A 25968-nucleotide genomic window follows, 5' to 3' on the forward strand; every position below is an offset into this window, starting at 1 on the left:
TTGCCTCTTCCCGGCGGTTTTTTTGTGGCGCCCCCCCCCCCTTTTCTTTTTTTTTTCCCTCCCCACTCTCTCTTGTCTGGGTGGGGGGGGGGGGGGGGGGGGGGGGTTTGGGGGGGGGGGGGGGGGGGCCCCCCCCCCCCCCCCCACACCCCGATCATCCTGCTGACCGCGCTGAAGGAAGATGTCGACCGCATCATTGGCCTGGAACTCGGCGCCGACGACTATCTCGGCAAGCCGTTCAACCCGCGTGAGCTCATTGCCCGCATCCGTGCCGTGCTCAGGCGCTCGGCGCCCGAGGAGGCGCCCGCCTCCCCGCGCGCGCGTACCTACCGCTTCGCCGGCTACAGGCTGGAGCCGGACACCCGCAAGGTGACGGATGCACAAGGCGTGGCCGTCGACCTTACGGGCGCCGAGTTCGACCTCTTGCAGGTGTTTCTCGACCGCCCCGGCCGGCTTTTATCGCGCGACCAGCTTCTCGACCTGACGCAGGGCCGCGAGCGCGACCCGCTCGAGCGTTCGGTCGATGTGCTGGTGAGCCGGTTGCGCCGGAAATTTTCGGACAGCGGCGACGGGCCGCTGTTCAAGACCGTGCGCAATGGCGGCTACCAGCTCACCGCGCGCGTCGAGACCGTGGAGAGCCAGGCGTGAATTCGCTGCGCCGCCGTCTCATCCTGCTGCTGGTCGCCTCGATCGTCGGCGTCGTCGGCCTGGCGACGGCCGCCGTCATCAGCGTGCGCGGCGGCGGACCGCCACCGGAACTGACCGTGCCCTGGATTGCCCAACAGATGGAACTGGTGGTGCGGCTTTTGCCGGGGCCGATCCCCGACGTCCTGCGGGTGCAATTCGCCGACCATCCGGCGGGCGGCAAGGTGGCTCGTGCCGAAACGGCGATGCTCAACGACATCCTGCACCGCCGTGGCCTCGACTTTCCGGCGGTCGTCAACGAGAAGGCGGACGAACCCGGCCAGATCGCATCGATGCACCTGCCTGACAGCCGCTGGGCGATCATGGAGGTGCCGCACCTCAAGCCGCCAAGGCGCGAATGGCTGGTTCTGGCAGGCTGGATCTCGCTGATCGTCGCCGGCGCCACGGCGGTGTCGGTCTATTTCACCTCGGTGCTGATCCGCCCGCTCGAGATGTTGGAGGCCGCCGTCTCCAAGATCGGATCGGACGGCGTGCTGGCGGCGGTGCCGGAAGTGGGCTCGGCCGAGGTCAAGGCCACCGCGCATGCGCTGAACCAACTCTCGTCGCGGCTGCGGACCGCCATGGAAAGCCGCATGCGGCTGGTCGCCGCCGCCGGCCATGATCTGCGAACGCCGATGACGCGCATGCGGCTGCGCGCCGAATTCCTCGACGACGAACGCGACAAATGGCTTCACGACCTCGACGAACTCGACCGCATCGCCGACAGCGCCATCCGCCTGGTGCGCGAAGAGGTGAACCAGGACGCCGTCGAAGCGGTCGACCTGGCAAAGACGGTGCGCGATATCGAAGCCGAGATGGCATCGCTCGGCCATGCCGTCTCGATCGGGCACCTGGACAAGGTTTGCGTGCGGGCCGGCGCGCTTGGCCTGCGCCGCGCCTTGCGCAACCTGATCGTCAACGCCGCCACCCATGGCAAGGCGTGCCGCATCGACCTGGCCGCAGCCGACAATCGCGCCGTGCTGACCATATCTGACCATGGCCCGGGCATACCCACGGAACTCCTGAACAAGGCGTTCGAGCCCTTCTTCCGCGTCAACCCCGGCCGCCTGCAATCCGTCCCCGGAGCCGGTCTTGGCCTCGCCATCGCCAAGGAGATCATCGAGCGCTACGGGGGCACGGTAACGCTGGAAAACCGCCGGGGCGGCGGGCTGGAACAGACGGTGGTGTTCGACGCGGTGTGACGGGATGGCGGCCCACAGCAGATGCTCGCTCAGCCGAGTGACGGACGTTGCGTGCGGCAACCGACGAAAAAACGGCGACCATGCTGCACTGCGCAAAGCCAATGGCTCCAACTCATTTCTCTGCGGAACCAGGATCGAATCCATATTAGCCAAAATATAGATTCCAGAATTTCTTGCGACCTCACAAAGAACTAGGCTCTCAAGCCAAGATCTCCCCTCAATCAACCGGGGCGGGAATATCGGCACAATTTAAACGCCAAGGTTTAATTCTGAGGAAACTCCCCAGAAATGGCGAGAACCGGCCGGTTTTGTCAATTTTTAGCACTTGCTCACATAAGTATTTCAGCCGGGTAGATATTTTGTGTTGCGCTGCACAATGCCGTAGCCGAACGATGTCCTGGGGGGACTCGTTTGCGACTGGACATACGCCGTGGAGGATTCCGCCAGGTTGACCAGCTTGAGTTGTCCGTCCGTCGATTTCGAGCCCGGCCCGGCCGTGCTCGCAATGCGCGGATTTGCGGGTGCCTTGGCGGGTCTCGTCCGCCTTAGCCTGCCGCTCGAAACGGCCGGCTGGCGGCCTCATCGCGGATATCACGCCGGCGGAAGCCGCTGATGGGAAGCGCCCGTGACATCCAACTTGATGCGTTGAGAGCTATCGCCGTAACGATGGTGTTGTATTCCCATTTCTTCGCGGAGGGACCTTCGTTCTGGGGCCATATCGGTGTGCGGCTGTTCTTCGTGCTGAGCGGCTTCCTGATCACGCGCCTGCTCCTGGAGGCGCGCTCGGCCACCGAATTCGAAACCGGCCCGGCGCTGCGCTCCTTCTACATCCGGCGGATGTTGCGGATATTCCCGCCCTATTTTGCCGTCCTGGGTTTCGTCTGGCTGGTCGACCTGGATCAGTCCAGGGGGTCGCTGGTCTGGCATGCGCTTTATCTGTCGAACTTCTGGTATGCGCAGCACAATAACTGGAATCCTTGGGTACTAGGCCATTTCTGGAGCCTGAGCATCGAGGAGCAGTTCTATCTTGCCTGGCCGCTGGTCGTCCTGCTGGCCCCACGCCGCCGCTTCGAGGCCATCTGCATCGCTGTCATCGCGCTGTCGCTGGCCTATCGATTCTATTGGCCGATCACCGCCACGCCGGCGCTGGCGCGCGACCTGCTGCCGCCGGCATCCATGGATGCGCTGGCGACGGGCGCGCTGCTTGCCTGCTGGCATTTTAGGGGCGCCGGCCTGCCGCACTGGATGCGGCTGGGCTGGCCTGCCTTCGCGGCCGCATTCCTTGTCATCGAGTGGTTAGTCCCGGAGCCCGCCGATCCGACACTGGAATGGGCCCGCTGGCTGCTGCGGGAAGTCCTGCCCCTGGTGCCGCTGATGGTCATCGTAGCAGCCTGTTCGCGCGGCCTTGGCGGCATCCTGGGCAGGCTTGCCGAACTGCCGCCGCTGCTTGGCCTCGGCCGCATCAGCTACGGCGTCTATCTCTATCATCCGATATTGCTGTCGCTCGCCGTCAAGGCGCAGCCCTGGATTCCGCTCAACGTCTCGGCGCAAGGGCCAGGGCGATTCCTGGTTGCGGGCGCCGCCACGATTGTCGCGGCCTGGATTTCCTGGGTGGTTTTCGAGAGGCCGCTCAACAGCCTGAAGCGCTACTTCCCCTATGTCGCGCGCACCCGCCCCGCACAGGTCGGCCATGGCGGGTGGCTCGCGACGGCGGCCGGCGGATCGCCCGATGGCCGCACACCGGCGCTCGAACTCCAGCGCACGGATGCAAGACGATGACCGCCGCGCCGCTCGTCTCCGTCCTGTTGCCGGTCTACAATGCCGGCCCCTATCTCGCCGCCGCGCTGGGAAGCATCCTGCGGCAGGATCACAGTCGCCTGGAGATCATCGCGATCGATGACGGCTCGACCGACAATTCGCTCGAGATACTGGAGCGATGCCAAAAGGCCGACAGCCGCATCTCGATCGTCTCGCGCGAAAACCGCGGCCTCGTCGCGACGCTCAACGAAGGGCTGGCGCTCGCCCGGGGCGAACTGGTCGCGCGGATGGACGCCGACGACGTCGCCTATCCCTGGCGTTTGTCGCGCCAGGTGGCGCTGTTTGAGCGGCGGCCCGAACTGGGCTTCTGCGGCGCCGGCGTCGACATGTTGATCCGCGGCCGCATCGCCAGGGGTAAGCCCGATCCGGTGTTCCAGTTCGGCCGCATCCCTGTATTGGCGATGTTCTTCACGATCTTTATGCACCCGACGGTCGTCTACAACAGGAAGGTCGTCGACGACAGCGTTCTCCACTACGACCCGATCTACAGGCACGCCGAGGACTTCGATCTTTTCAGGCGGCTGGCCGGCCGTTACCCGGCAGCCATGATGCCCGAAAACCTGGTCGTCTACCGCGTCCATGAGGCAAGCGTGACCAGCCGGCACGTCAAGGAGATGCGCAGGACGCATTTGCGGATCGTCGCCGAGAACCTCGAGCGCGAGGGCCTGGCGCAGGCCACGCGGGACCTGCGAGACATCGGCGATGCGGTCAGCCACGACACGGTCGCCCGTGCGGCCAGCTTCATCGTCGCGCTGGAGGAGGAAATCCGCTCGCTGCCGGCGGCGACGCGGCCGAGCTTCGAGGCTGGCGCGCTGAACCTGTTCTATTTCCTCTACCAGCTCGTCGCCGACAAAAAGCAGCCTGCGCTGACGCATGAATTGCTGACGCGGACCGCGAAATGGAACGCCATCCGGCGCCGCGAGCAATATGCGCTGCGGCCCGGCGCCTGGGCGCCCTGGCTCAGCCTCGCCTCGCTGTCGGCCGCCAGACAAGCCGATGCCATGGCATACTTCTTCAAATCCGCGCCCGCCGCGGCGGTTCTGGCGTCTCATCGGTTGAGTTAAAGGCATGATCGTCAAAGCCCACCAAGCTCTGCAGCGCGATCGTTCGACGGCGCTTGACCCTGCCCCGACCGGTCGCGGCCGTGACCGATCGGCGCCGGAGGTCAGCTTCATCATCTGCACGCGCAACCGCGTCGCGGTGCTCGATGCCTGCATCAAGTCGGTGCAAGCCGCCTGCCGCGCACATGCCGGCTTCGCCGCCGAACTCGTGGTCGTCGACAACGGTTCGATGGACCGCACGGCCGAACGCCTGGCCAGCATCGCCGCTGCGTCGGACATTCCGTTCACGCCCGTTTGCGAGCCGCGCCCCGGGCTGGCGGCTGCCCGCAACGCCGGGCTGAGGCGCGCGCGCGGCCGTGTGCTGGTCTTCGTCGACGATGACTGCGCGGTCCATCGCGACTATCTGCGCGATCTGGAGCGACACTATGCGTCCGGGGAACAATGGCTCATCCGGGGCGGACGTGTCGAGCTTGGCGATGCCAGGGATTTGCCGTTCACCATCAAGCGGTCGTGGGCGCGCGAGCGGCTGACGCCGGATGTTCATCCCGGCGGTTTCGTGCTGGGCTGCAACATGACGATGCACCGCGATGTCGCGGCCCGCATCGGCTATTTCGACGAACGCTTCGGCGCCGGCGGACCATTGCGGTCGGCAGAGGATACCGATTACCTCGTGCGCGCGATGCTGCTCGGCATCGCGGTCGAGTATGTGCCTGATATGACGATATTCCATCATCATGGCCGGCGGGATCGCAAAGCCATCGAAAAGCTGCATCGCGACTACAGCCTGGGCAATGGCGGGCTCTGCCTGAAGCATGTTCGCCACGCGCCCTGGCTGCTTCGCCATTTCTACTGGGCCGCAAGAGGGGCTATCAGGGAATTGGCGGGTGGACCCGCCTTCGATCGTGAACTCAACCTGCCGCACTGGCCGATCGTCGCCATGAATTTGCTCGGCGCGGCCAGGTTCGCGGTTCTCCTGCTGGCCAGGCGGCCGCGGACCGAACCGGTGCGGCAAGATCAGCAAGCCAATGCCCAGGCGAGGTGAAACGCTATAATGCCGATGCTGCCGCCAAGCCTGCCGATGCTGTTCCGGGCGTTCGGAAAGCGGCAACTGCGCCTGCTTCCGGCGGTGGTGGTACTCGGCCTGGTCAGCGCCGTCCTCGAAGGGTTCGGCATCGGCCTGATCATCCCGTTGCTGGGCATCATCATGGGACATGGGGATGCGGCCGGCATGGGCGGCTTCTCCGCTGTCCTCCAGCATGTCGGATCGGGCCTGAGCGAGCGCGACCGGCTTGTGGTCATTTCGGTCGCCATCCTCGGCTCGATCGTCCTGAAGAACGTCTTCGCCTTCGCCAACACGCTGCTGACGACCTTCATCTCCGGCAAGGCAAGCCATTCCATCCGCAGCGCCCTGTCGGAGCAGCTGTTGCGGGTCGGCTACCCGTTCTTCCTGCGGCAAAGCCCCGGACGCCTGCTCAACATCATCTCCAACGAATCCTGGCGGGCCTCCGATGCGATCCAGATCATGCTGTCGGCCATCGTCAGCGCATCGGCCGCCATCATCCTCCTGGCTTTCCTGTTGCTGCTTTCGTGGCGCATGACGCTTCTGGTCACGCTCGGACTGGCGCTCGTCCAGATCGCGCACGCCATCCTCTCTGCCAATCTGAAGGAGCCCAGCCGCAGCGTCGCTTCGCGCAACGGCCACCTCGCCTCGCAGATGCTTCACCTTGTGCATGCCGGACGGCTGATCCGCATCTTCGGACAGGAGAACCGGGAAAAGGCGATATTCGACACGGCGTCGGATGCGGTTCGCCGCGCTTCCTTCGCGCTGCTCGTGCGCCAGGGAGCGCTGCCGCCGCTGACGGAGGTTCTCCACGCCATCCTGTTCCTGGCGGTGGTGATCGGCGCCTGGCTGGCGCAGGTGAGTTTCCCGCTGATCATCGCCTTCGTCATCCTGCTCTACAGGCTGCAGCCGCATATGCGGGCCCTGCAGGGCTCGTGGAGCCAGCTGCAGGGCCTGAGCGGATCGCTAGAAGAGGTGACATGGCTGCTGGATCCCGCCGGCAAGCCGCAACCGCCGCAAGGCGCCGGGCCGTTCCACGGTCTGCGCCAGGGCATCAATTTCGACGATGTGACATTCACCTATTCCGGTACGGACCGGCGCGAGGTGGTGCTGCATGCGGCGACATTCGAAATCCGCGGTGGCCGCTCGACGGCGCTGATCGGCCGCTCGGGCGCCGGCAAGACGACGATCGTCAATCTCCTGTGCCGCTTCGTCGAACCGGACACCGGCAGCATCCTCGTCGATGGATTACCGCTCGACCGGATCGACGCCAGCCAGTGGCGACGGCACATCGCCCTGGCCAGCCAGGAACTGGAACTGGTCGACGGCAGCATTTTTGACAACATAACCTACGGCCAGGATGCGGCGACAGCCGGCGATGCCGAGGCCGCCGCAAGACTGGCCGAAGCGCATGAGTTCATCGAAAGGCTGCCTCAGGGCTACGAGACCCTGGTTGGCTACAGAGGCATCAACCTGTCGGCGGGACAGAGGCAGCGGATCGCCTTGGCCAGAGCCCTGGTGCGCGATCCCGATCTCCTCATCCTGGACGAAGCCACCAATGCTGTGGACGGTCTGTCGGAAGCGGCCATCGTCGAGACCTTGAAGTCGAGAGCCGGCCGCCGCACGACCATCGTCATCAGCCACCACCACAGCACCATCTCGTTCTGCGACGACGTGGTCATCCTGAGCGGCGGCCGCGTGAAAAAGCAGGCCCCTTTCGGCGCCCTGGCCTCGCTCAGCATGGACGAGCTTTATCAGCACGAACCGCTCGACTGAGAAGGCACCGGGCCGGCCCGCGATCGCTTCCTGGGCGTGTTTGCAGCCGCCGGTCGGCGGGTCGTCGCAAAGGTTCGAATCAGAAGCTTGGGAAGTGCCGCTGGCACCTTCCGTGATCGCACCAATGCCGTGCGGGACCGAGGCGCGCTACCTTACCTGTGCGGCGGACCTGTCGATCCGCCTGGCCGGTGCCCCATTGGGCTTACTCTCCGGGTGAGGTGCCGGCCTCCCATGCACAAAAACAAAACCTGAAGCGCGTCGCCTGAATCCTTTCAGGCGCGGCAGGCCTCAGCTAGCGGCGCCGACATTCCTGCGCATGCGCCGCCTGCCCGTCGTCCGTGCTTTCTTCGCCATCGCCCCGGCTATCTCGACCACGCCGTCCTCGCGCGGCCTGCCATTGGTGGCCTTGTGGAGCCGCTCGTAGGGCAGCAGTTCCTTGATCCGGGCATTGAGCGAGGCGATTTCGGCTTTGAGGTCCTCGCATTCCTGCCTCTGCACGTCGAACTGTATCTGTTCGGACGCCTGTTGCAGCGTCAGTTGAGAAAGGTTGGCGTTCACCTTGGAAAGACTCATCTTGTCGCTTTCGCTCTCCTGGGTCAGCGCGGACAGTCTTTCATCGGCGATCTTCTTTTCGGCCAGGGCGTCGTTCAGTTCGCTCTTGAGCCTGGCGATCTCGCCTGCGGCTTCGCTGTTTTCGGTCGACACCTGCTCCAGCCGCGATTGCAGGTTCTGGATCTCCGAGCTCAACCCGCGCATTTCCGCCTGGCCGCGAGCCAGCTCGGCTTCCTTGTCGCCTTCCATCATGCGGGCCGCTTCGCTCGTTTCCGACAGCTTCGCCTGTGCGGCCTCGAGCGACTTCTGGAGCCGCATCTCCTCTTTCTCACTCTTGCCGAGCGCGGCCAGCAGCTCCGCCAGCCGCGCTGCTTCGCTGGCATGGATCGTCGACAGCTCGTCGAGCCTGTGGCGCGCCTGCGATTCCCGCTTCAGCGCCTTGTCGAGTTCGATCGAGAGGTTGACGTGCTTTTCGCGCAGCATCTTGCTTTCGCGCAAGCGCCTGTTGGCCTCGACCGTCCTGGCGGTCAGCCGCTTGGCGATGTCGCCGAACTCCGCTTCGCGCTTGGCGCTCGCATTGGCTGTCTCCACCAGTTCCAGCCTTACCGCGGCCAGTGCCGCACGAAGCGTCTCCCGGTCCTGGACCAGGCTTGTCTCGCGCTGCTGCAGCGCTTCGAAAGCGCCTTCACGCTCGCGCAGTTTTTTCACCGCGTCGTGCAGCTTTTCCGACAGCGCCCTCTGTTCGGCGGCCAGGGCCGCATTGGCAACCTCCAGCTCGTTGGCGCGCAGGATGTCGCTGTGGAGGATGTTGAGGAATTCACGCGTCAGATGGTGCGAGGTGCCGATCTCCGACAGCTTGTCGTTGATCTCCTCCAGATAGTCCCTGGCGTCATGGAAGAGACCCTCGAAGGCGCTCAATGCGGCCAGCCGGGTCTGCGTATGGGCGGTCAGCCGTGGCGCGGTTTCGGAACTGTCCGCATCGCCCGCAGCGTCGGCCTTCCCGGCATTGTCGTCATTTGCCGCGTCGGCCTGGGGTGGCCCGCCATCGGCTGCCGCCTGGGCATCCGGCACATCGTCGCTCTCTGGCGGCACCAGGTCGTCGGCATCGAGACTTGCATCCAGCGCGTCCGCCAGATCGATCTGCAGGTCCTGGATCGCTTTATCCACGTCTTCAGCACGCTTGATCAGGCCTCTGAAGTTCATCACCAAACTCCCCTTACGCATACCTCGCTTCGAACTTAACAAATTGCTAATATATCCTTACATCCGCTGCTTGCGCAGGGGAAGCCCCGTCGGCACAAAGGTAAATTTGGGACATTTGGGGGCCGAACAACCAATGCCGCAGCCGGGAAGAGCCGGATTCCTCTGACGGTGTGGAGGTCTGAAGGACGGCAAGACCGTGGCCGCTCAGAAGAGCCCGCGCGAGACCTCGAGGGCAGCGGAGAAGCTCGCCTGATCTCTTGGCAGGCGCAAGATCACTATCGCAGGGCCGGGCCGAGTGCTCTAACCCAAACGGTCTCAGCTGCTTTTCGGGGCTGGTACCAACTGGATCGGAGGTCGCTCGCCGGACGCGTTGCCCAGCGCGATGGCGACCCGGTCGCGCCCGTTACCCTTGGCTTCGTAGAGCGCGTGATCCGCGGCATTGGTCAATTCGGCCCAGCCCACGCCATGCTCGGGGTAGGCGGCGACCCCGAACGAGGCTGTAACGGTGCCCAGCGTTCGGCCGCGATGCGTCAAATGAAGCTTCCTGATTGCCTGGCGCAGCGCTTCCGCCCGCTCGGCACCTTCCTGGACCGAGCTTCCCGGCATGACCAGGGCAAACTCCTCGCCGCCGTAGCGCGACACGACATCGCTATCCCTGGCGTGCTCGATCAAGGTGGCGGCGACTTGCTTCAGGACAAGGTCGCCGGCTTCGTGGCCGAACGTATCGTTGAACTGTTTGAAATGGTCGACATCGAGCATGATGATCACCAGCGGCTGGCCCGAGCGCTCCATCCGGCGCAGTTCGCGGCTGCTCGTCTCCTCGAGATATCGCCGGTTGAACAGACTGGTGTTGGGGTCGCGGATCGACTGCTGCCGCAGCGTCTCGCGCAGGCGCAGATTGGCCAGGGCGAGCGCCAGCGTGTCGACGACACCACGCAGAATCTGCTGTCTTTCAGCCAGCCATTGCGGCTTCTCGGCCGCATTCGGTTCGCACAGATGAAGGATGCCCAGCGTTTCGCCTTGCGCCGCCAGAGGCATGCAGACATAGCCCTTCTTGCCGTTCTCTGTGATATGCGCGCAGCGCGGCGTGAGCATGCCGGGGCCGGCGACATGTTCCTGGCCGCGCCTGAGCGCCCAGCAGTCTTCCGGCGCGAATTGCGTGGCGCTCGAGCGGGCGTCGCCCCAATGCGCCATTTCTTCCACCAGGTTGCGCGACGCGCTGGTCAGGTGGACGGTTCCGCTCAAGCCACCGAGAAACTCGGCCATGGCGGTGCCGACCACCGAGAATGCTTCCGGGAAGGTGACGCAGGCCTGCAGCAGTTCGCCAAGCTTCACCAGACGGGTCGTGGTTTCGGACTTTTCGTGCAGTTCACGGTTGAGGAGTGCCAGCTGATCGGCACGCTCGTTGACCACTCCTTCCGCGCGGCGCAGCTCGCTGATGTCGTTGAGCGTAAGGACGAGGCCGCCTTCGGATCGGCTGAGCGGACCGCAACTGGCGATGACCGGCAGGTGCGAGCCGTCGGATCTGGCCAGTCGCACTTCGCCCTGCTGCTGGCGGCCCGTGGCTAGCGCCATTTCGATGGGAGAAGCGCCGGCGGCGAACGCGCCGCCTCTGGGATCGCGAATGGTCAGCACCGAATCCCATTGCTGCCCGACGATTTTGTCGGCACGCCGCCCGATCATCGTTGCAGCCGCCGGATTGGCGCTGGCGATGCGGCCGTCCCCGTCTAGAACCGCGATGCCTTCGGCAGCCGTCTCGACGATGTCCTCGACATGCGCACGCGCCGATGCAAGCTGCTCCGCCATCGTGTTGAAGCCATCGGCCAGCTGCCCGAATTCATCGTTGCGGGCGTGGCTGATGCGCGTCATGGCATTGCCTTTCGCCAGCGCTTCCATGCCGCGCATCATGTCCCCGAGGCCAGAGCTGAAACGGCGGAGCAGCTGCCATGCAAAGCCGACCGCGACCAGCACGGCGGCCGCCGCGCTGAGGCCAACCAGCCAGAGCAGGCTGTTGGTGCTTTGTTCGGCGGCCTGCAGAACAGGGTCATATTCCAGCAGCACGGCGCCGATGATCGCACCCTCGGGATTTTCGATCGGAACGGCCAGCATGGCGTTCACTTCCTCCGGGTCGACAAATCTGCGCGGAATGCCGTCCGCCAGGGTCTGGCCGATTTCGTTGCCGGGGTCGTGATTGAATTTATCGCCGACCTGGTGCTCTTCGTCGGCGGCATGGGCGAGGATGGTCTTGTTGCTGTCAAGGACCAGGAAATCCCTGTGCAGGCGGCGGTGCTGGTGCAACAAGAATTGCTTGAGCGCCTCGGGCCGCTCGAGCAGCGAAAGCGTCCCATCGGTTGATTTGAAGACGATGGTGTCGGCCAATTCCCGCGCGACATTGGTCGCTTCGGTCAACCCCAACGATTTGGTCGCCACTTTCTGCGTAAAGATCGCGACGCCGCCGACCAGCGCGATCAGGGCCGCGGCGGCCACCATGGAGAGAATGATCTGGCTCTTGATGCGCATGTCATGGCTCCGCCGAGAACGACAGCATTGCGCATGTCACATCGAGCCAGCATCTCATTCCCGGCTTTTATTACCAAATGCTTATCAACGTCCTAACGACGCCAGCCGCGGCTCCTCGCACGACGCACGGTTCCTCACCCCCCATGAAATGAGGGCGAGGAACCCAAGTCTTGCTAAGTCACCCCGCCATGGCCAGCGGCACGGCGCTCTTGTTGGGGATCTGGATGTCGATTTCCAGCGTCGACATGGTCTCGCCGCGGTCCATCGAGACCTGCAGATAGTCCTGGTCGATCTGCACATGCTTGGCGATGACGGCCATGATCTCCTCGCGCAGGATGGAGACGAGGTCTGGCTGGCTGCGGTTGCGGCGCTCATAGGCGAGCAGCACTTGCAGCCGCTCGCGCGCCACCGGGGCGCTGGAGCGCCGCTTGAAGATGTCGAGCAGGTTCATGCCGCCCTCCTTCCCAAAAGACGATCGAGGAAGCCCTTGCGCTCGAAGGGCACGATGACGGGCAATTCCTCGCCCTCCAGCCGCCTGGCGGCGTCGATATAGGCCTTGGCAGCGGAATTGAGCGGCTCCGACAGCGTCACCGGCGAACCGAGATTGGAGGCGCGCAGCACGTCCTGGCTTTCCGGAATGATGCCGAGCAGCGGCACCGACAGGATTTCCAGCACGTCGTCGATGGACAGCATTTCGCCGCGCGACGCACGCGCCGCATCGTAGCGGGTCACCAGCACATGCTTGGCGATCTGCTCGCCCTGCTCGGCCCGCAAGGTGCGCGCGTCGAGCAGGCCGATGATGCGATCGGAATCGCGCACCGACGACACTTCCGGATTGGTGACGATGACCGCCTCGTCGGCAAAGCGCATGGCGAGCTGCGCGCCGCGCTCGATGCCGGCCGGGCTGTCGCAGAACACGTAGTCGAACACCGAGCGCAGCTTGTCGATGACTTCGCCGACGCCTTCTTCGGTAAGCGCATCCTTGTCGCGCGTCTGCGAGGCCGGCAGCAGGAACAGCGTCTCGACCCGCTTGTCGCGGATCAGCGCCTGCGAGAGTTTCGCCTGGCCCTGGATGACGTTGACGAGGTCGAACACCACGCGCCGCTCGGCGCCCATGATCAGGTCGAGATTGCGCAGGCCGACGTCAAAGTCGACCAAGGCCACCTTCTTGCCGGTCTTGGCCACGGCCGCCCCGAGGGCCGCCGTCGAGGTCGTCTTGCCGACGCCCCCCTTGCCCGAGGTGACCACCACTACCTTGCCCATTGAAAAGCCTCCGTTGTTGTTTTCTTGGTCGAGCGGCCCGGCCGCCCCAATATCGAAACGAATGTTCAGCTCAGCGTCGAAACCCGCAAAGCATCGCCATCGAGAAACGCCTGCACCGGCTTGCCACGCGAAACGCCTTCCATCTCCTCGGCGGTGACGTACCAGCCGTCGACCGCCAGCAGTTCCGCCTCGTTCTTGCGGCAGAAGATGCGCGCGCCCCTGTTGCCCAGCGCACCCGCCGAAGCGCGCCCGCGCAGCGTGCCGTAGACATGGATCGAGCCCGCCGCGATGATCTCCGACCCGGAAGCGACCGAACCGAGCACGATGACATCGCCATGCGGATGCACGATCGCCTGGCCGGAGCGGATCGGCGCCTTGATCATTAGCGTGCCCGAAGCTTCAACCTGCGGCTCGCTATCGCCCGCCTTGCTTGCGTCAGCCTTGCCGTCGCCGGCCTTGGCCGCGCTGCCCGCATCGGCGTGCTGTTCAGGCGCCTTGCCCTCGGCCTTGTCGAAACCCTCCGCCCGCGCCTCGCGGGGCAGCAGCCCGTCGGTCGTTGCCTCCTTGGCGCCGACCAGAACCGGCGGCAGGTTGGGCTCGAGTGCGGTGTGGCCGTCGAGCTCGATGGCGTAGACGCGGATGCCGCGATGGCCAAGCACGCCGACCAGCGATTCGATCGCGGCGACGTCGGGCTTCAAGGTGTTGAGATCAAGCACCACCGGCCGGCCGGCAAAATAGCCCGGCGAGTTGCCGATCCAGTGATCCAGTCCCTCCAGCCACACGTCCAAAGGCGCTTCGGGCGTCAGCGTGAAAGCGACGAAAGAGCGGGCACGAAAGCGAATGGATTTGGCCTCGAGGGGGGCGGCAAAGGTCACGGCTGGCGAATCCTTACTGAGAGGTAAACGCTAGCGAGGGAATGGTTAACGAATGGTTAATGCGAGGGTTTTCATGACCTCGAAAACGGCGGAGACTGACAGCAGCTGGCTGGACGCTTGGCGCGCTTGCGGCACTGGATTCGGCCGCGAAGAGAATGGAGAAAAGGTAAGCTTAGCCTTGGGTACCGTTCTGAACTTCCGCCTTGTAACTTAAGAGGGTCGGCCCGTTCCGATGATCGCGATCCGCAACATTCGGCCAGAGCCTCCACTCATCGAACACGATGCCGCTGTCGAGTGGAGCGGATTGCGTGAAGTCCTTCATGTCACGCCATTCCCAGTTGAAACGCCCGAACTGGTCGACATACGAACTTGCGAAATTCATAAACCAGCCATTTCCGGTCAGAACCAAGAGGCCGGCACGCCGGTTGGTTTCGAAGTGCAAAGGAGAGGCAGTCTGCGAGGCGGTCGGCTCCAGTACCCAATCCTTGCCGTAACTCATGCAGAGCGTATCGCCAGCCACTCGCAACAGTCGAGGAATGTCAAAGCGACTGGATAAAACACCCAACAATGGACCGCGGTCTTCGTGAAACTCAAGAACGAAGCCGAGCGCTCGTGCATTTTCGCAAGAAAAGACGACAACGTCGCCGACTTGCGCCGTGTCCATTCTGATAAGACAATCCGGACCGATTATCTGTCCCATGACAGTGATTCCCACAGCGACTCGCTATAGCGTCGTAATACAGCATAGCCATTTTTGGTGTTCGGAGCTGCCTTTGGCCAAAATCTTCTTCTCCTATTCGCATGCCGATGAAGCTCTTCGTGACCAGCTTGAGCGTCAGCTTTCGGTCCTAAGGCGTCAGGGCGCGATCGAAGTCTGGCATGATCGCAGGATCGGTGCAGGCCAGGAACTGAATTCGGAGATAGACCGCAACCTAGAGGATGCTGACATCATTCTCTTGCTGGTAAGCGCCGACTTCCTCGCCTCAGACTATTGCTACGACCGCGAAATGATGCGCGCTCTGGAAAGGCACCGCGAGGGGAGCGCCATTGTGATCCCCGTAATCTTACGCGCATGTCCATGGCACGACGCACCATTCGGAAAACTAATGGCTACCCCGACTGACGGGCGACCCATAACGCAATGGCCTGATAGGGATCAGGCGTTTCTGGAGGTAGCGAACGCCATCAAGGACGCTGTGAAGCGGACCAAGCCTGCCGAGATTCCAACAATTGCCCCGATTCGGGTATCGAAAGCTTCGCCGCAGATAAGCACGGCGGGCCCGAGAACGAGTAATCTTCGTCTTGCCAAGGAATTTTCCGATCGCGACAAGGACCGCTTCAAGCACGAAGTGTTCGACTTCATGGCAAAATTTTTCGAGAACTCGCTGACCGAACTTGAGGCGCGGAACTCCGGAATCGAGACGAACTTCCGACGTATCGATGCGAATCGGTTCGTCGGGGTGATTTACAAAAACGGCAAGGCCACCGCGCGGTGCACGGTGTTCATGGGCGAAAGGTCTTTCATGGGCGGCATCTCTTATGTCGCGGCCGAGACCACCGAGAGCAATACCTACAACGAGAATCTTAGAGTTGAGGCGGACGAGCAGGCCCTCTTTCTCCGCTCGATGGGCATGTCGCATCTTGGCGGCAGCCATGACATGAAGCTCTCGGCAGAAGGAGCTGCTGAGTTTTATTGGTCCCTTCTAATCGCACACCTGCAGTAACGGCGCGCCGGAAGGTCCTTCAAAATACTTAGAGCGATTTTAGAAAGTGGCTTTGGGGTGCAGCAACGACTGCACCCCTTTCACAACTTGTTGCGCAATTGGGCGAGAGACTTCGCCGCCTGTATGCACAGCTGCATTCCTGACTTGGGACCAGTTGGAAATCTGTGGCAGGACATCGGCGGAAATAACACCTCCGTTCGCGGCCGATTCTGCGAGTTGCCTCATCGACATGGGTCGCCGGACTCGCTCCCATTCGGGCTTTTCAAGTCGGTTCCGTAGCTCTGCTTCGAGCAAGCTCATGGCTGAAATCACCGCCGCGCGATATTCCTTCGCGTCGAATAGCCGTTGCGGCTCGTTCATGCGCTCCATTGCACCCAGAGGGACTTGATTGATTAGTGACTCAACCAACCTCGTTACGAATTGATCGGTGTCGCCATCCCATTGGCCGCGTTCTAAAGCGACATGATTGTCCACTTCTGGCGGAAGTTGCTGGAACGAAGGTACAACCGAAATTACCACCAACGGCTTGCGGCGACTATTTGTCGTTCGATTCGATTGACGGCTAAGCGCCAGTCGAAGTTCCGCTAAAGTCCAAGCAGATGTTGGTTCGACGATAACCACTGCTGCCCTGTCAATTAGCCCGTCAATCTTGGCAGCGATGCTGTCGCCAGGGGAGATCACATCGTCCGCCGTCACTGGAACAAAGCCAGCCGCCTCAACAGCGGGGAATACTCGCTCTCGGTAGAATGGCAGCTGATCTATAGGTACGGCAAAGAAGCAAAGACGACTTAAGGCATCGCGCGGGAGACGTAATTCGCGCAGCGGGCGCTCTTCCGTTACCGTGCTGACGGAAAATACCTTAGAAAGATAATACTCCCGCAGTTCCGAAAATACTGCAGCAAGGATAGTCCCGTAGTCGTTCTTTGATCCGGGTATATTAATCACCGTAATTCCCCGCCGAGCAAATCTCGCTACATCAGCCGGTTTCGAATCTATTGCAATAGCATAGGCATTTCGGCGGTTCCGCCCCAGGCGCTGCGCTACGACTTGCCATATTTGCCTGAAATCTGGATCGTCAAGACTATACCCGATCAATACAGCGGTTTTTGTAATGAGTTGGTTCGCCAAATAGGTTGCAATGAGAGGGTATTTCATCAGGAAGGTATCATAATCAGCCTCAGTAACAACAAGCCTGGTCGGATGCCGCAAATCTCCATGCAGTTTTAGCAAAAGTGTGCCCGGAGTCGAAATGTTTAGGGATAATTGGTCTTCATCTACCACCGGATATACAAAACGTGATGACACTTCGTATTGACGCTCAAGCAAGAAATCGAAATTTGTCGTGCATACGATGTCGAATGGAATTGAACAAAACTCCTTGTGGGCCTCACCCGGAGCCGCATCATGAAGCATTAAGATTTCTGACAGGCGCTCTATAAGGCGGGGGCGTCCAAAGGCATGCTCATGAGCCGATATAGCATCCAGCGTGCCTTGCGCTCCAAAGTCATCAAGGTCGGCCTCCAACCTTTTCGCGAGGTGGACCACAACGGCATCTTGCGACCTGCAGGCACGCGAGCATTCAAGGACATACCCGCGCCAACCACCGGCAGCCAGCGTCCATTTACCAAGTCATCCAACAACGGCTTGGGGAAAAATTGTAGATATTTCTTGGACATAGGCACCAGCTGGTTGTCGCGCCGCAGGGTTGACGCCCCTTCAGCTGTCGATGCTGATCCCGATGGCCATGCCGTGGGCGCGATGTGGATGGACGTTTCAGCAATGCCTTCTGGCGACAAGGCGGACTGACATCGTTTTCACGATCGGCCGAGCGCAGCTTCCTTCACCCCCTTTCAAAACGGATGCACGACCCGACGACACAGGTTATGTTGTCCCGTCTGGCCGAAATCATCGAAGGGGGCATGACATGCAGGCAATGCCGATAGCGCATCAAGCCGCGCAACCCGTGCGCCCCATATCCTCCCTGGCCGGCTATCCGGCCGCCGTCCTGTGCTGGCTGCTTTCGGCTGGTGTCTACATCGCGGCCAAATGGGTGGCGCCTGAAATGCCGCCCTGGGGCCTCTGCTTCTGGCGGCTGACGCTTGCCTGCGCCATCCTGCTGCCGATCGTGCACCGCCATCACGAGGCGATGATCGGGCTTCTGCGAACGCGCGCCGTGGAGGTCGTCGCCGTGGGGGCGATCGGCCTCACGCTCTGCCAGGGTATGATCTACCATGGCCTCAACGACACCGACGCCACCACGGCCGGCATCATCATGGCGCTGTCGCCTGTCATGACGATGGTGCTCGCCCGTTTTGTGCTTGGCGAGCCGCTCGGGCTGTGGAAGTCGCTTGGCGCGCTGGTTGCGCTTGCCGGGATGATTTTCATCGTTGCCCACGGCAATTTGACGGCGCTGCTGCAGCTCAAGCTCAACGCAGGCGAGCTATGGATCGTCGGCAGCGCGTTCTGCTGGGGCCTCTACACCGTGCTTTTGCGCCGCGCCAAATTCGGCATCGAACTCCTGCCGATGGTCGTGCTGCTGCTCGGCGCCGGTGCGCTGGTCGCCTTGCCTTTCCATCTGTGGGAATTGTTCAACGACGAGCGCTCCGCCATGAACGTCCACAGCCTTCTCGCTCTCGCCTATCTGGCAGGCCCCGGCGGCGCCCTGATGTACTATCTCTACAACAAAAGCGTGCAAACGCTGGGCGCGAGCCGGGCAAGCATGCTGCTCTACCTGCAGACGGTGTTCGTGGCCATGCTCGCCTATCTGCTGCTCGGCGAGGGCTTGCACGATTACGATCTGGTCGGTGCGGCCTTCATCGTCGCCGGCATCGTACTCGCCACAATGGTCAAGCCCAGGCCGGCTCAACCCCGCGTGGCGTAGAAGTCCGGCGAGTGACGGCTGTGCGGCGGGTCAACAAAAACCCGCCTGGGCGGCGGGTCACTGGCGCAAATCATCACCATAGGCAAAAATGTAGCATAGCTGCTCTCACCGGTCAAGAAAAAATTCCTATCGACACCGACACAAACTGCCTGCCCGGACACATGCATTCCCACCAAAGGCCAGCGGCGCAACTGCGGCGGAGGCAGACATTCGAACGAAAGTAAATTCAGATCCAACTTGACGGAACATTAGCCATAGCTAATTGTTGATCTGTGCGGCAGGTGGTGCCCTCCATCGCTTGCCGAAGATCGGCCGTCCGATCGGCCCGCGTCCTCCGCCAGAGGCGCGGGCTTTCGGGGCCGCCGCGCAATCCAGCCGGTATTCCGTTCTTCAGCTTCCGATCATTTCGCCAGTCCCTCATCGGGGTTTCGCCGCCTTTTGGCCTTGAGGCTGCGAGCGGCCTGCTCGATTGCCGCGCGGTCGTTGCCCAAGCGGTCGAGCAGTTCCTGCGCCTCATCGCCCGATATCCCGGTGCGCACCGCCAGCGCCTCAACCTCCAGCACGTCGGAGCTGGCGATCTCGCCGGTTTCGGGCAGTGCGTCATCCGCCGTCAGCGGCAGGGCTGCCTCGCGGTCGATCTCGGCCTCGGCCTGGTGCCAGTGCCGCTCAGGGTCGCCTTGCATGCGGCCTTCCCGTTCCCAGATCTGGTAGGCGCGCTCACGAATTCTGTCGTCCCGGTCGTCGCTCATGGTCAGTCCTCCTTGGGTCAGGGTTGAACGTCGCGCCAATGCGGACGCTCCGGAAAATCCGCGCGATCGGATCGTGCGGCGCGCGGGCTCTACTGGCATTGCCGTCTCGGGCCGCCGGAATATGGCTGGTAGGAGTTGTCTTCCGGGCGGTAGGAGCGGTAGCGGCTGAAGCAGTAATCGACATGGTCGGCCGAAAGTGCTTCGCCGCCATTATCGGCAACGTAGACGCCCAGGCCGGCGCCGTTTTCGTCGCCATCGCCGGCAACCGGCGGGACAGGCTGGCCGGCGGCTTGGAGATAGGGCGAGATGCAGGGGCGCAGCTGCCCGCTGTAGGAGCGATAGCTGTTGTCGTCCGGATGGTAGGAGCGATAGCGGCTGGCGCACCAGGCGAGATGCGGAGGCGGCAATTCGGTCGTCGTGGGCGCGATGGCGCCGGTGACCGTCGGGTCGGGCGGTGTTTCCTGCGATTTGGCGGGGATGTCGGGCGGCGCGGACTGGGCAGCCGGCAGGCGTTCCAGACCCTGCCCCGCTTTGTTCACCGGCCGCGCCTTCCTGGTCCACAGCTCTGCCACGCTGACGGTGGCCGTTGCCTGGCGCGGCGGCTTTGCAAGCAGCCAGGCGGCGAAGCCCAGTCCGCTGCCGAAGACCGCAAGGGTCAGCACGAAGCCGCAGACCAGTCCCAAAACCGCTTTCACGACACGCTCCTTCAGTCCCTGCTCATAGAATGCGGGGCCTCAAGGCTGGTTCCAGAAAAACGCCCAAGCGTACGCGCCGGCGCTGCCCGCCGATAGCCCGCACGCAGGGCTATCGCATATGGAATTCCTGAGATGTCTGCCCGGCACGGACCCCCACCCCTAACCCCTCCCCACAAGGGGGAGGGAGACTTCCATTGGCGCCGACCCAGGCTAGTCGCCGGTCTTTTGGCGCCAAAGAAGACTTGAAAGCACGCGGCAGCGTTCCCTCCCCCTTGTGGGGAGGGTTAGGGTGGGGGTCCTCTGCAAAAATCCATTTGCGATAGCCCTGCCCCCGCAAGGGACGACAAAGAGCGCCCAGACACAGTTCAGAAACAATATTCAACAGTTCGGAAAAACTGCCGAAAAGATCGGATGGCATAAGCATCCCACAACAACTGGAAAAATGGCCGTGCCGGGCAATGCCCGGCCTGGACGGGAAAGTATGGAAATGGATCACGGTGTCGACATCGCCGAACTGGACGCGGACCGATCGGGGCTGGAAAGCGGCCTGGCAGGTGTCGATGCACTGGTAAGAACGGTCCCCGCGACAGCCAGGCGCGGGCAAATCCTGACGGGCGCCGACTTTGCCCGGCAAGGCCTGCCCGGCGAGCGGCTCGACACCGTCTTCGAACAGCTCGCCGACATGTTTGCCGCGCTGCCGGCGGTGATCTCGGACGGGCGTGTCTGGACCTATCGGGAACTGGACAGCCGGGCCAACCAGTTCGCCCGTCTGCTGGTCAAGCGCGGCGTGCGGCCGGGCGACCGCGTCGGGCTCATCCTCGACCGCTCGGCGGAGACCTATGTCGCGCTGCTCGCCGCGATGAAGGCGGGCGCCGCCTTCGTGCCGCTCGCCACCGCGTTCCCCGAGGAGCGGATGGCGCTCATCATCGAGGACGCCGGCGTCAGCCTGATCGTCACCATCGCCGCCTATGCGTCGCGCGCCGGTCAGCTGCCCGTCCCGCATCTGCTGATCGACAGCACTGCCGCCGAAATCTCCAGACAGTCCGACGCGCCGCTGAAGCCGCATGCGAAGGCCGCTTTATCGGACGAGACCTGCTACATCCTCTACACCTCGGGCACCACCGGCAAGCCCAAGGGCGTGGTCATCAAGCACCAGAGTTTCGTCAACTTCATCCGCGTTGCCGCCGCCTCCTACGGCTACCGGCCGGGCGACCGCGTCTATCAGGGCATGACGATTGCCTTCGACTTTTCCTCCGAAGAGATCTGGGTGCCGTTTGTCGCCGGCGCGACGGTGGTGCCGGCACCGGGCCAGATGCCGCTGGTCGGCGAGGAACTGGCCGATTTCCTGCGCCTCCACGACATCACCTGCATCGCCTGCAGCCCGACGCTGCTGTCGTCGATGACGTCGGATGTGCCCAGCCTGCGCACGCTGCTGGTCGGCGGCGAGGCCTGCCCGCACAATCTGGTGGTGCGCTGGTCGAAGCCGGGGCGGCAGATCCTCAACACCTATGGCCCGACCGAGGCGACCGTCACCGCCACCATGGGCGCGCTGACACCGGACAGCGCTGTCACCATCGGTGCGCCGCTGCCGACCTACTCGATCGTCATCCTCGACGCTTCGCTGCCGCAGCTTGCCGAGCCGGGCGAACTGGGCGAGATCGGCATCGCCGGCATCGGGCTCGCGGTCGGCTATCTCAACAGGCCCGACCTGACCGAACAGAAATTCATCGCCGATTTCGTCGGCCTGCCGAACAATCCGTCCAGGCGCATCTACCGCACGGGCGACCTTGGCCGCATCAACGACCAAAGCGAGATCGAGTATAACGGCCGCATCGACACCCAGGTGAAGATCCGCGGCTACCGCATCGAGCTCGGCGAGATCGAGGCGGTGCTGCTCGACCAGCCCGAAATCGCGCAGGCCGCCGTCACCACCTGGGAGATCGAGCCCGGCCGCGTCGAACTCGTCGCCTATTACGCCCCCAAGGCTGGCCAGAAGGCGATCTCGCGCGCCGACCTCGCCACGACGATGAAGCGGCGGCTGCCCGACTACATGGTGCCCTCCTATCTCGAGGAGCTGCCGGCCATCCCGATGACGGTCTCCAACAAGGTGGATTTGCGCCAGCTGCCGAAGCCGACAAGCGTGCGGCTTTCGGGCGATCGCGCCATGGTCGCGCCCGGCAATGACGACGAGCGTTTCCTCGCCGACGCGCTGGCCGCCGTATTGAAATTCGACGAAGTGTCCGTCGAGGACAATTTCTTCGACGATCTCGGCGCCAACTCGCTGCTGATGGCGCATTTCTGCGCCCGCCTGCGCACCAGGAAGGAATGGGCGACGGCGTCGATGCGCGACATCTATCTCCACCCGACCGTGGCGCGGCTGGCGCTGCATCTGGGCGTAGCGGACGAGATGACGACGGCCACCAACGAGCCCGTCCTCACCCGCCGGGCCTCCAATCTCGCCTACTGGACCTGCGGGGCCGCACAGCTGCTGTTTTACGCGCTCTACAGCTATGGCGCCCTGTGGGCGATCAATGGCGGCCTCAACTGGATGTATGACGCGCTCGACGATCCGCTGCAGCTGTACATCAGGTGCGTGGCGCTTTCGGCCGCCGTGTTCTTCGGCATGTCGGGCTTTGCCGTCATCGCCAAATGGGTGCTGGTCGGCCGCTGGAAGGCGGAGGCGTTTCCCATCTGGGGCGTGCGTTACTTCCGCTTCTGGGTGGTCAAGACATTGATCCGCACCGCGCCCGTCGTGCTGTTCCGCGGCAGCCCGCTCTACAGCATCTACCTGCAGCTTCTGGGCACCAAGCTCGGCAAGAACGCCGTCATCGAATCGAAATCCGTACCCGTCTGCACGGATCTCATCTCGATCGGCGCCAACACCATCCTGCGCAAGGAATCCATGATCCTCGGCTTCCGGGCGCAGTCCGGCTATATCCACACCGGGCCGCTGACCATCGGCCGCGATGCCTTTGTCGGCGTCGGCTCGACGCTCGACATCGACACCCGGATCGGCGACGGCGCCCAGCTCGGCCATTCGTCCTCGCTGCACCGCGGCCAAAGCATCCCCGACGGCGAACGCTGGCATGGCTCGCCGGCCGTGCCGACCACGGCGGATTATTGCAAGGTGCGCAATGTCGATCCTTCCAACATCCGGCGCTTCCTGTTCGAAGCGGTGCAGCTGATCGGGCTGTTTGCCATCGTCACCCCCTTGCCGCTGCTATTCCACAGCTATTGGGAAAACGTCGGCGACGATTACCAGGAGACGATCGGCGTCGTCGCGATCGGCACCACGGTCACGCTGTTCGGCTACATCGCCGCATCCTTCCTGGCGGCGACGCTGGTGCCGCGCCTGGTCAGTCTGCTGTTGAAGCCAGGCCGCACCTACACGCTTTACGGCTTTCGCTACTGGCTGCAGACGGTCGCCGAATTCTCGAGCAACTCCCGCGTGCTAGGTCTCCTGTTCGGCGACAGCTCGGCCATCGTGCACTATATCAGGGCCATCGGCTGGAACCTCAACAGAGTGGTGCAGACCGGCTCCAATTTCGGCTCCAACCAGCAGCACGAAAACCCGCTTCTGTGCGAGATCGGCACCGAGACCATGGTGTCGGACGGGCTGTTCATGATCAACATGCACAAATCCGCCTCCGCCTTCCGGCTCGAGCCGACGAGGATCGGCGAGCGCAACTATCTCGGCAACAACATCTACTATCCGCCGGACGGGCGCACCGGCGACAACGTCCTGCTCGGCACCAAGGTGATGATCCCCATCGACGGGCCGCTGCGCGAGAATGTCGGGCTTCTGGGTTCCCCTGCCTTTGAAATCCCGCGCATGGTGAACCGCGACAAGGAACTCATCGCGGGCGTCGACGAAGACGACCGGCGCCGGCGCATCCCGCACAAGAACCGCCACAATCTGGTGACGATCCTGCTGTTCGTGGCAACGCAATGGGTCATGCTGTTCGCCACGCTGGCGATCTGGGACCGGGCGCTGAACTACTATACCGAATGGGCTGAAGTCGCGCTGTTCGTCGCCGTGCTCCTGACTTCGGCGATCACCATTCCGTTCTACATCTTCGTGGAACGGGCAAGCCTTGGTTTCGGCCGGCTGAAGCCGCAAATGACGACCATCTACGACGTCGCGTTCTGGCGCCATGAACGCCACTGGAAGCTGGCGGATTCGCCGATCGTGCGGCTGTTCGCCGGCACGCCGTTCCGGCCGATGATCCTGCGCATGCTGGGGGTCAAGGTTGGCAAACGGGTCTATGACGGCGGCAGCAACCTCACCGAACGCTCGCTGGTGGAGATCGGCGACGACGCCACCCTCAACGAGGGCTGCGTCATCCAGGCCCATTCGCTGGAGGAAGGCGCCTTCAAGTCCGACTTCATCCGCATCGGCAAGGGCTGCACGCTCGGACCTTCAGCCTTTGTCCACTACGGCGTCGTGATGGGCGAAGGCTCGGTGGTCGATGTCGACTCCTTCGTCATGAAGGGCGAAGAGCTGGAGCCCAACTCCATATGGCGTGGCAACCCGGCCAAGCTGCACCGCTTCGTCGAGCCGATCACCGACGATGGCTCCAAGGCATCGGCCCGGGCATCGGCTTGAAAAAGGGCATCGGCTTGAACACCGGAGACATCCGTCTCGTTGCCGTGACCGAGGCCAACCGTGCCCTGGTCACGGCCCTGGAACTCGCCCCGAAGCAGAGGGATTTCGTCGCCGGCAATGCGGCGTCGCTGGAAGAAGCCGAAACCGACGCAGACGCGCGGCCACGCGTCGTCATGGCCGGGACCCGTGTCGTCGGTTTCCTCATGTACGAGGCGCCCGAGGATGACGACGAGGCGCGCATCTACCGCTTCATGATCGACCGCGCTTCTCAAGGCAAAGGCTACGGCAAGGCCGCGCTGCGCGAAGTGCTGGGCGAAATCCAGGGCTCGGCCACATCAGCCACGTTCGATCTGCTACGAACTGGAGAATGATGCGGCGCGAAACCTCTATCGCAGCGCCGGTTTCGTCGAAGAAGGGCTCGACGAGGACGGAGAGATGATCGCCGATCTCGCTTTGCCGGCACGGACGCACGAGCCGTGACGCGGCTGCCCGGGGAGATCGCCTTGGCCGAAGCGATGACCGCCATCGCACCCAAGAGTATCCGGGTCGGATGCCGGCTTATACGCGATAGCGACGACGGCCATCTGCTGCCCGGGGAAGCGAACTCCATCGCCGCGCGTCAACCGGCCATGCGGCGCGCCAGCGGCGCGGCCCGGTGGATCGCGCACGGACTGCTGGCGGAGCTTGGCGCCGGCGACGTCGCCATCCTGCGCGCGCCAACGGGCGCGCCGGTCTGGCCCGACGGGATAACCGGTTCGCTCGCTCACGACGACGACATGGCCGTGGCGGCGATTGCACCGATTGGCGATATCGCCTCGCTCGGCATCGACGTCGAGCCCGCGCAGCCTCTCCCGGATGATATTTTGGCGCTCGTGACAACGCCCGCGGACCGCACGGACGCAGCCGACCGGCATCTTGCCGGCCGCATTCTCTTTGCCGCCAAGGAAGCCGTCTACAAGGCCGTCTATCCGCTCGATCGCGAGGTGCTTGGTTATGAGGACATCACCGTCGACCTGAACGCAGGCCAGGCGACGACGAAGACAGGCCGCAAGGCCAGCCTCGCCTACTGCGTTGCCCCGCGCGTGGTGGTGCTGGCGTTTGTCGATGGAGATGGGGTTTGGGGTCTGCGCGATTATTCTGCTGCGCTACGGCGTCATGAGTTCCTAGCCGAACGCGGCAATCGTTGACGTTGGCGCTGCCCCTCACTGTCCTGCCGGACATCTCTCCCCGTATAGTGACGGGGAGAGATGGGCCGGTGTCCGAACCGGATAGATAGGTAACAGAATGGACTGATTAGAT

Annotated in this window: 20 protein-coding genes and 1 pseudogene; 12 read left to right on the forward strand and 9 right to left on the reverse strand. The window is 63.2% G+C overall.

Annotated features, from left to right (window positions below):
• Positions 1–150: 150 nt before the first annotated feature.
• The 6 genes and pseudogenes from AC0L2U_RS26250 to AC0L2U_RS26275 all read left to right on the forward strand — a co-directional run.
• Positions 151–648 (forward strand): annotated as a pseudogene (locus AC0L2U_RS26250) (winged helix-turn-helix domain-containing protein); the annotation flags it as partial.
• Positions 645–1886, forward strand: a complete 1242-nt coding sequence (locus AC0L2U_RS26255) for an ATP-binding protein (RefSeq protein WP_127396778.1) — start codon at positions 645–647, stop codon at positions 1884–1886. The pseudogene AC0L2U_RS26250 and the gene AC0L2U_RS26255, both read left to right, overlap by 4 nt.
• A gap of 612 nt (positions 1887–2498) precedes the next feature.
• A complete protein-coding gene (locus AC0L2U_RS26260; RefSeq protein ID WP_292696444.1) occupies positions 2499–3665 on the forward strand; it encodes an acyltransferase family protein in 1167 nt (388 codons plus the stop codon).
• The gene (locus AC0L2U_RS26265) at positions 3662–4768 is read left to right on the forward strand and encodes a glycosyltransferase family 2 protein (RefSeq protein WP_128289000.1); all 1107 of its coding nucleotides are present in this window, start codon (positions 3662–3664) and stop codon (positions 4766–4768) included. Before AC0L2U_RS26260 ends, AC0L2U_RS26265 begins: the two co-directional genes overlap by 4 nt.
• Before the next feature lie 4 nt (positions 4769–4772).
• On the forward strand, positions 4773–5807 hold the full coding sequence (locus AC0L2U_RS26270) for a glycosyltransferase family 2 protein (RefSeq protein ID WP_128289001.1): 1035 nt from the start codon (positions 4773–4775) through the stop codon (positions 5805–5807).
• A gap of 9 nt (positions 5808–5816) precedes the next feature.
• Positions 5817–7601, forward strand: coding sequence for an ABC transporter ATP-binding protein (locus AC0L2U_RS26275; protein WP_473602843.1), 1785 nt, complete (start codon positions 5817–5819; stop codon positions 7599–7601).
• 288 nt (positions 7602–7889) lie between these two features.
• On the opposite strand, the gene AC0L2U_RS26280 is transcribed toward AC0L2U_RS26275, so the two are convergent.
• The 6 genes from AC0L2U_RS26280 to AC0L2U_RS26305 form a co-directional block, all read right to left on the reverse strand.
• Positions 7890–9356 (reverse strand): coiled-coil domain-containing protein, encoded by a 1467-nt coding sequence (locus AC0L2U_RS26280; protein ID WP_473602844.1) that lies wholly within the window; start codon positions 9354–9356, stop codon positions 7890–7892.
• 315 nt (positions 9357–9671) lie between these two features.
• On the reverse strand, positions 9672–11876 hold the full coding sequence (locus AC0L2U_RS26285; protein WP_473602846.1) for a sensor domain-containing diguanylate cyclase: 2205 nt from the start codon (positions 11874–11876) through the stop codon (positions 9672–9674).
• 178 nt (positions 11877–12054) lie between these two features.
• Positions 12055–12327 (reverse strand): cell division topological specificity factor MinE, encoded by a 273-nt coding sequence (gene minE, locus AC0L2U_RS26290; RefSeq protein ID WP_024501686.1) that lies wholly within the window; start codon positions 12325–12327, stop codon positions 12055–12057.
• Entirely contained in the window at positions 12324–13139 is an 816-nt protein-coding gene (minD, locus tag AC0L2U_RS26295; RefSeq protein WP_013530671.1) for a septum site-determining protein MinD, read from the reverse strand. The genes minE and minD overlap by 4 nt, the downstream gene beginning before the upstream one ends.
• A 65-nt stretch (positions 13140–13204) precedes the next feature.
• The gene (gene minC / locus AC0L2U_RS26300) at positions 13205–14014 is read right to left on the reverse strand and encodes a septum site-determining protein MinC (protein WP_473602847.1); all 810 of its coding nucleotides are present in this window, start codon (positions 14012–14014) and stop codon (positions 13205–13207) included.
• A 172-nt stretch (positions 14015–14186) separates the two neighbouring features.
• Positions 14187–14714 (reverse strand): hypothetical protein, encoded by a 528-nt coding sequence (locus tag AC0L2U_RS26305; RefSeq protein WP_473602848.1) that lies wholly within the window; start codon positions 14712–14714, stop codon positions 14187–14189.
• A 73-nt stretch (positions 14715–14787) separates the two neighbouring features.
• Here AC0L2U_RS26305 and AC0L2U_RS26310 point away from each other — a divergent pair, with 73 nt between their 5' ends.
• Complete coding sequence (locus AC0L2U_RS26310) at positions 14788–15738, forward strand: toll/interleukin-1 receptor domain-containing protein (protein ID WP_473602849.1); 951 nt, start codon at positions 14788–14790, stop codon at positions 15736–15738.
• 39 nt (positions 15739–15777) lie between these two features.
• Here AC0L2U_RS26310 and AC0L2U_RS26315 read toward each other — a convergent pair whose 3' ends face one another.
• Entirely contained in the window at positions 15778–17151 is a 1374-nt protein-coding gene (locus AC0L2U_RS26315; RefSeq protein WP_473602850.1) for an SIR2 family protein, read from the reverse strand.
• Positions 17152–17202: 51 nt separating this feature from the next.
• On the opposite strand from AC0L2U_RS26315, the gene AC0L2U_RS26320 reads away from it, so the two are divergent.
• Complete coding sequence (locus AC0L2U_RS26320) at positions 17203–17544, forward strand: hypothetical protein (protein ID WP_473602851.1); 342 nt, start codon at positions 17203–17205, stop codon at positions 17542–17544.
• Positions 17545–17662: 118 nt separating this feature from the next.
• Positions 17663–18619: a DMT family transporter gene (locus AC0L2U_RS26325; RefSeq protein ID WP_473602852.1), complete on the forward strand. Its 957-nt coding sequence runs from the start codon at positions 17663–17665 to the stop codon at positions 18617–18619.
• A gap of 401 nt (positions 18620–19020) precedes the next feature.
• On the opposite strand, the gene AC0L2U_RS26330 is transcribed toward AC0L2U_RS26325, so the two are convergent.
• On the reverse strand, positions 19021–19368 hold the full coding sequence (locus AC0L2U_RS26330) for a DUF2934 domain-containing protein (protein ID WP_292338273.1): 348 nt from the start codon (positions 19366–19368) through the stop codon (positions 19021–19023).
• Positions 19369–19457: 89 nt separating this feature from the next.
• Positions 19458–20063 carry a BA14K family protein gene (locus tag AC0L2U_RS26335; protein ID WP_473602854.1) on the reverse strand — a complete coding sequence of 202 codons (606 nt, stop codon included), beginning with the start codon at positions 20061–20063 and terminating at the stop codon, positions 19458–19460.
• A gap of 481 nt (positions 20064–20544) precedes the next feature.
• Between AC0L2U_RS26335 and AC0L2U_RS26340 the strand changes: the two genes are divergently transcribed.
• From AC0L2U_RS26340 to AC0L2U_RS26350, 3 genes are all read left to right on the forward strand, one after another.
• Positions 20545–24669, forward strand: a complete 4125-nt coding sequence (locus AC0L2U_RS26340) for a Pls/PosA family non-ribosomal peptide synthetase (RefSeq protein WP_473602855.1) — start codon at positions 20545–20547, stop codon at positions 24667–24669.
• 14 nt (positions 24670–24683) lie between these two features.
• A complete protein-coding gene (locus tag AC0L2U_RS26345) occupies positions 24684–25040 on the forward strand; it encodes a GNAT family N-acetyltransferase (protein ID WP_473602856.1) in 357 nt (118 codons plus the stop codon).
• Positions 25041–25145: 105 nt separating this feature from the next.
• Positions 25146–25856: a 4'-phosphopantetheinyl transferase family protein gene (locus tag AC0L2U_RS26350; protein WP_473602857.1), complete on the forward strand. Its 711-nt coding sequence runs from the start codon at positions 25146–25148 to the stop codon at positions 25854–25856.
• Positions 25857–25968 lie beyond the last annotated feature (112 nt).

It is taken from the genome of Mesorhizobium sp. WSM4808 (genome assembly GCF_055811675.1).

Bases quoted from the DNA above. Each gene is read 5' to 3' on its own strand.
- AC0L2U_RS26260 (WP_292696444.1), top strand. From the start codon at position 2,499: ATGGGAAGCGCCCGTGACATCCAACTTGATGCGTTGAGAGCTATCGCC.
- AC0L2U_RS26265 (WP_128289000.1), top strand. From the start codon at position 3,662: ATGACCGCCGCGCCGCTCGTCTCCGTCCTGTTGCCGGTCTACAATGCC.
- AC0L2U_RS26270 (WP_128289001.1), top strand. From the start codon at position 4,773: ATGATCGTCAAAGCCCACCAAGCTCTGCAGCGCGATCGTTCGACGGCG.
- AC0L2U_RS26275 (WP_473602843.1), top strand. From the start codon at position 5,817: ATGCCGATGCTGCCGCCAAGCCTGCCGATGCTGTTCCGGGCGTTCGGA.
- AC0L2U_RS26280 (WP_473602844.1), bottom strand. From the start codon at position 9,356: ATGAACTTCAGAGGCCTGATCAAGCGTGCTGAAGACGTGGATAAAGCG.
- AC0L2U_RS26285 (WP_473602846.1), bottom strand. From the start codon at position 11,876: ATGCGCATCAAGAGCCAGATCATTCTCTCCATGGTGGCCGCCGCGGCC.
- minE (WP_024501686.1), bottom strand. From the start codon at position 12,327: ATGAACCTGCTCGACATCTTCAAGCGGCGCTCCAGCGCCCCGGTGGCG.
- minD (WP_013530671.1), bottom strand. From the start codon at position 13,139: ATGGGCAAGGTAGTGGTGGTCACCTCGGGCAAGGGGGGCGTCGGCAAG.
- AC0L2U_RS26305 (WP_473602848.1), bottom strand. From the start codon at position 14,714: ATGGGACAGATAATCGGTCCGGATTGTCTTATCAGAATGGACACGGCG.
- AC0L2U_RS26315 (WP_473602850.1), bottom strand. From the start codon at position 17,151: ATGCTTCATGATGCGGCTCCGGGTGAGGCCCACAAGGAGTTTTGTTCA.
- AC0L2U_RS26320 (WP_473602851.1), top strand. From the start codon at position 17,203: ATGAGCCGATATAGCATCCAGCGTGCCTTGCGCTCCAAAGTCATCAAG.
- AC0L2U_RS26325 (WP_473602852.1), top strand. From the start codon at position 17,663: ATGCAGGCAATGCCGATAGCGCATCAAGCCGCGCAACCCGTGCGCCCC.
- AC0L2U_RS26330 (WP_292338273.1), bottom strand. From the start codon at position 19,368: ATGAGCGACGACCGGGACGACAGAATTCGTGAGCGCGCCTACCAGATC.
- AC0L2U_RS26340 (WP_473602855.1), top strand. From the start codon at position 20,545: ATGGAAATGGATCACGGTGTCGACATCGCCGAACTGGACGCGGACCGA.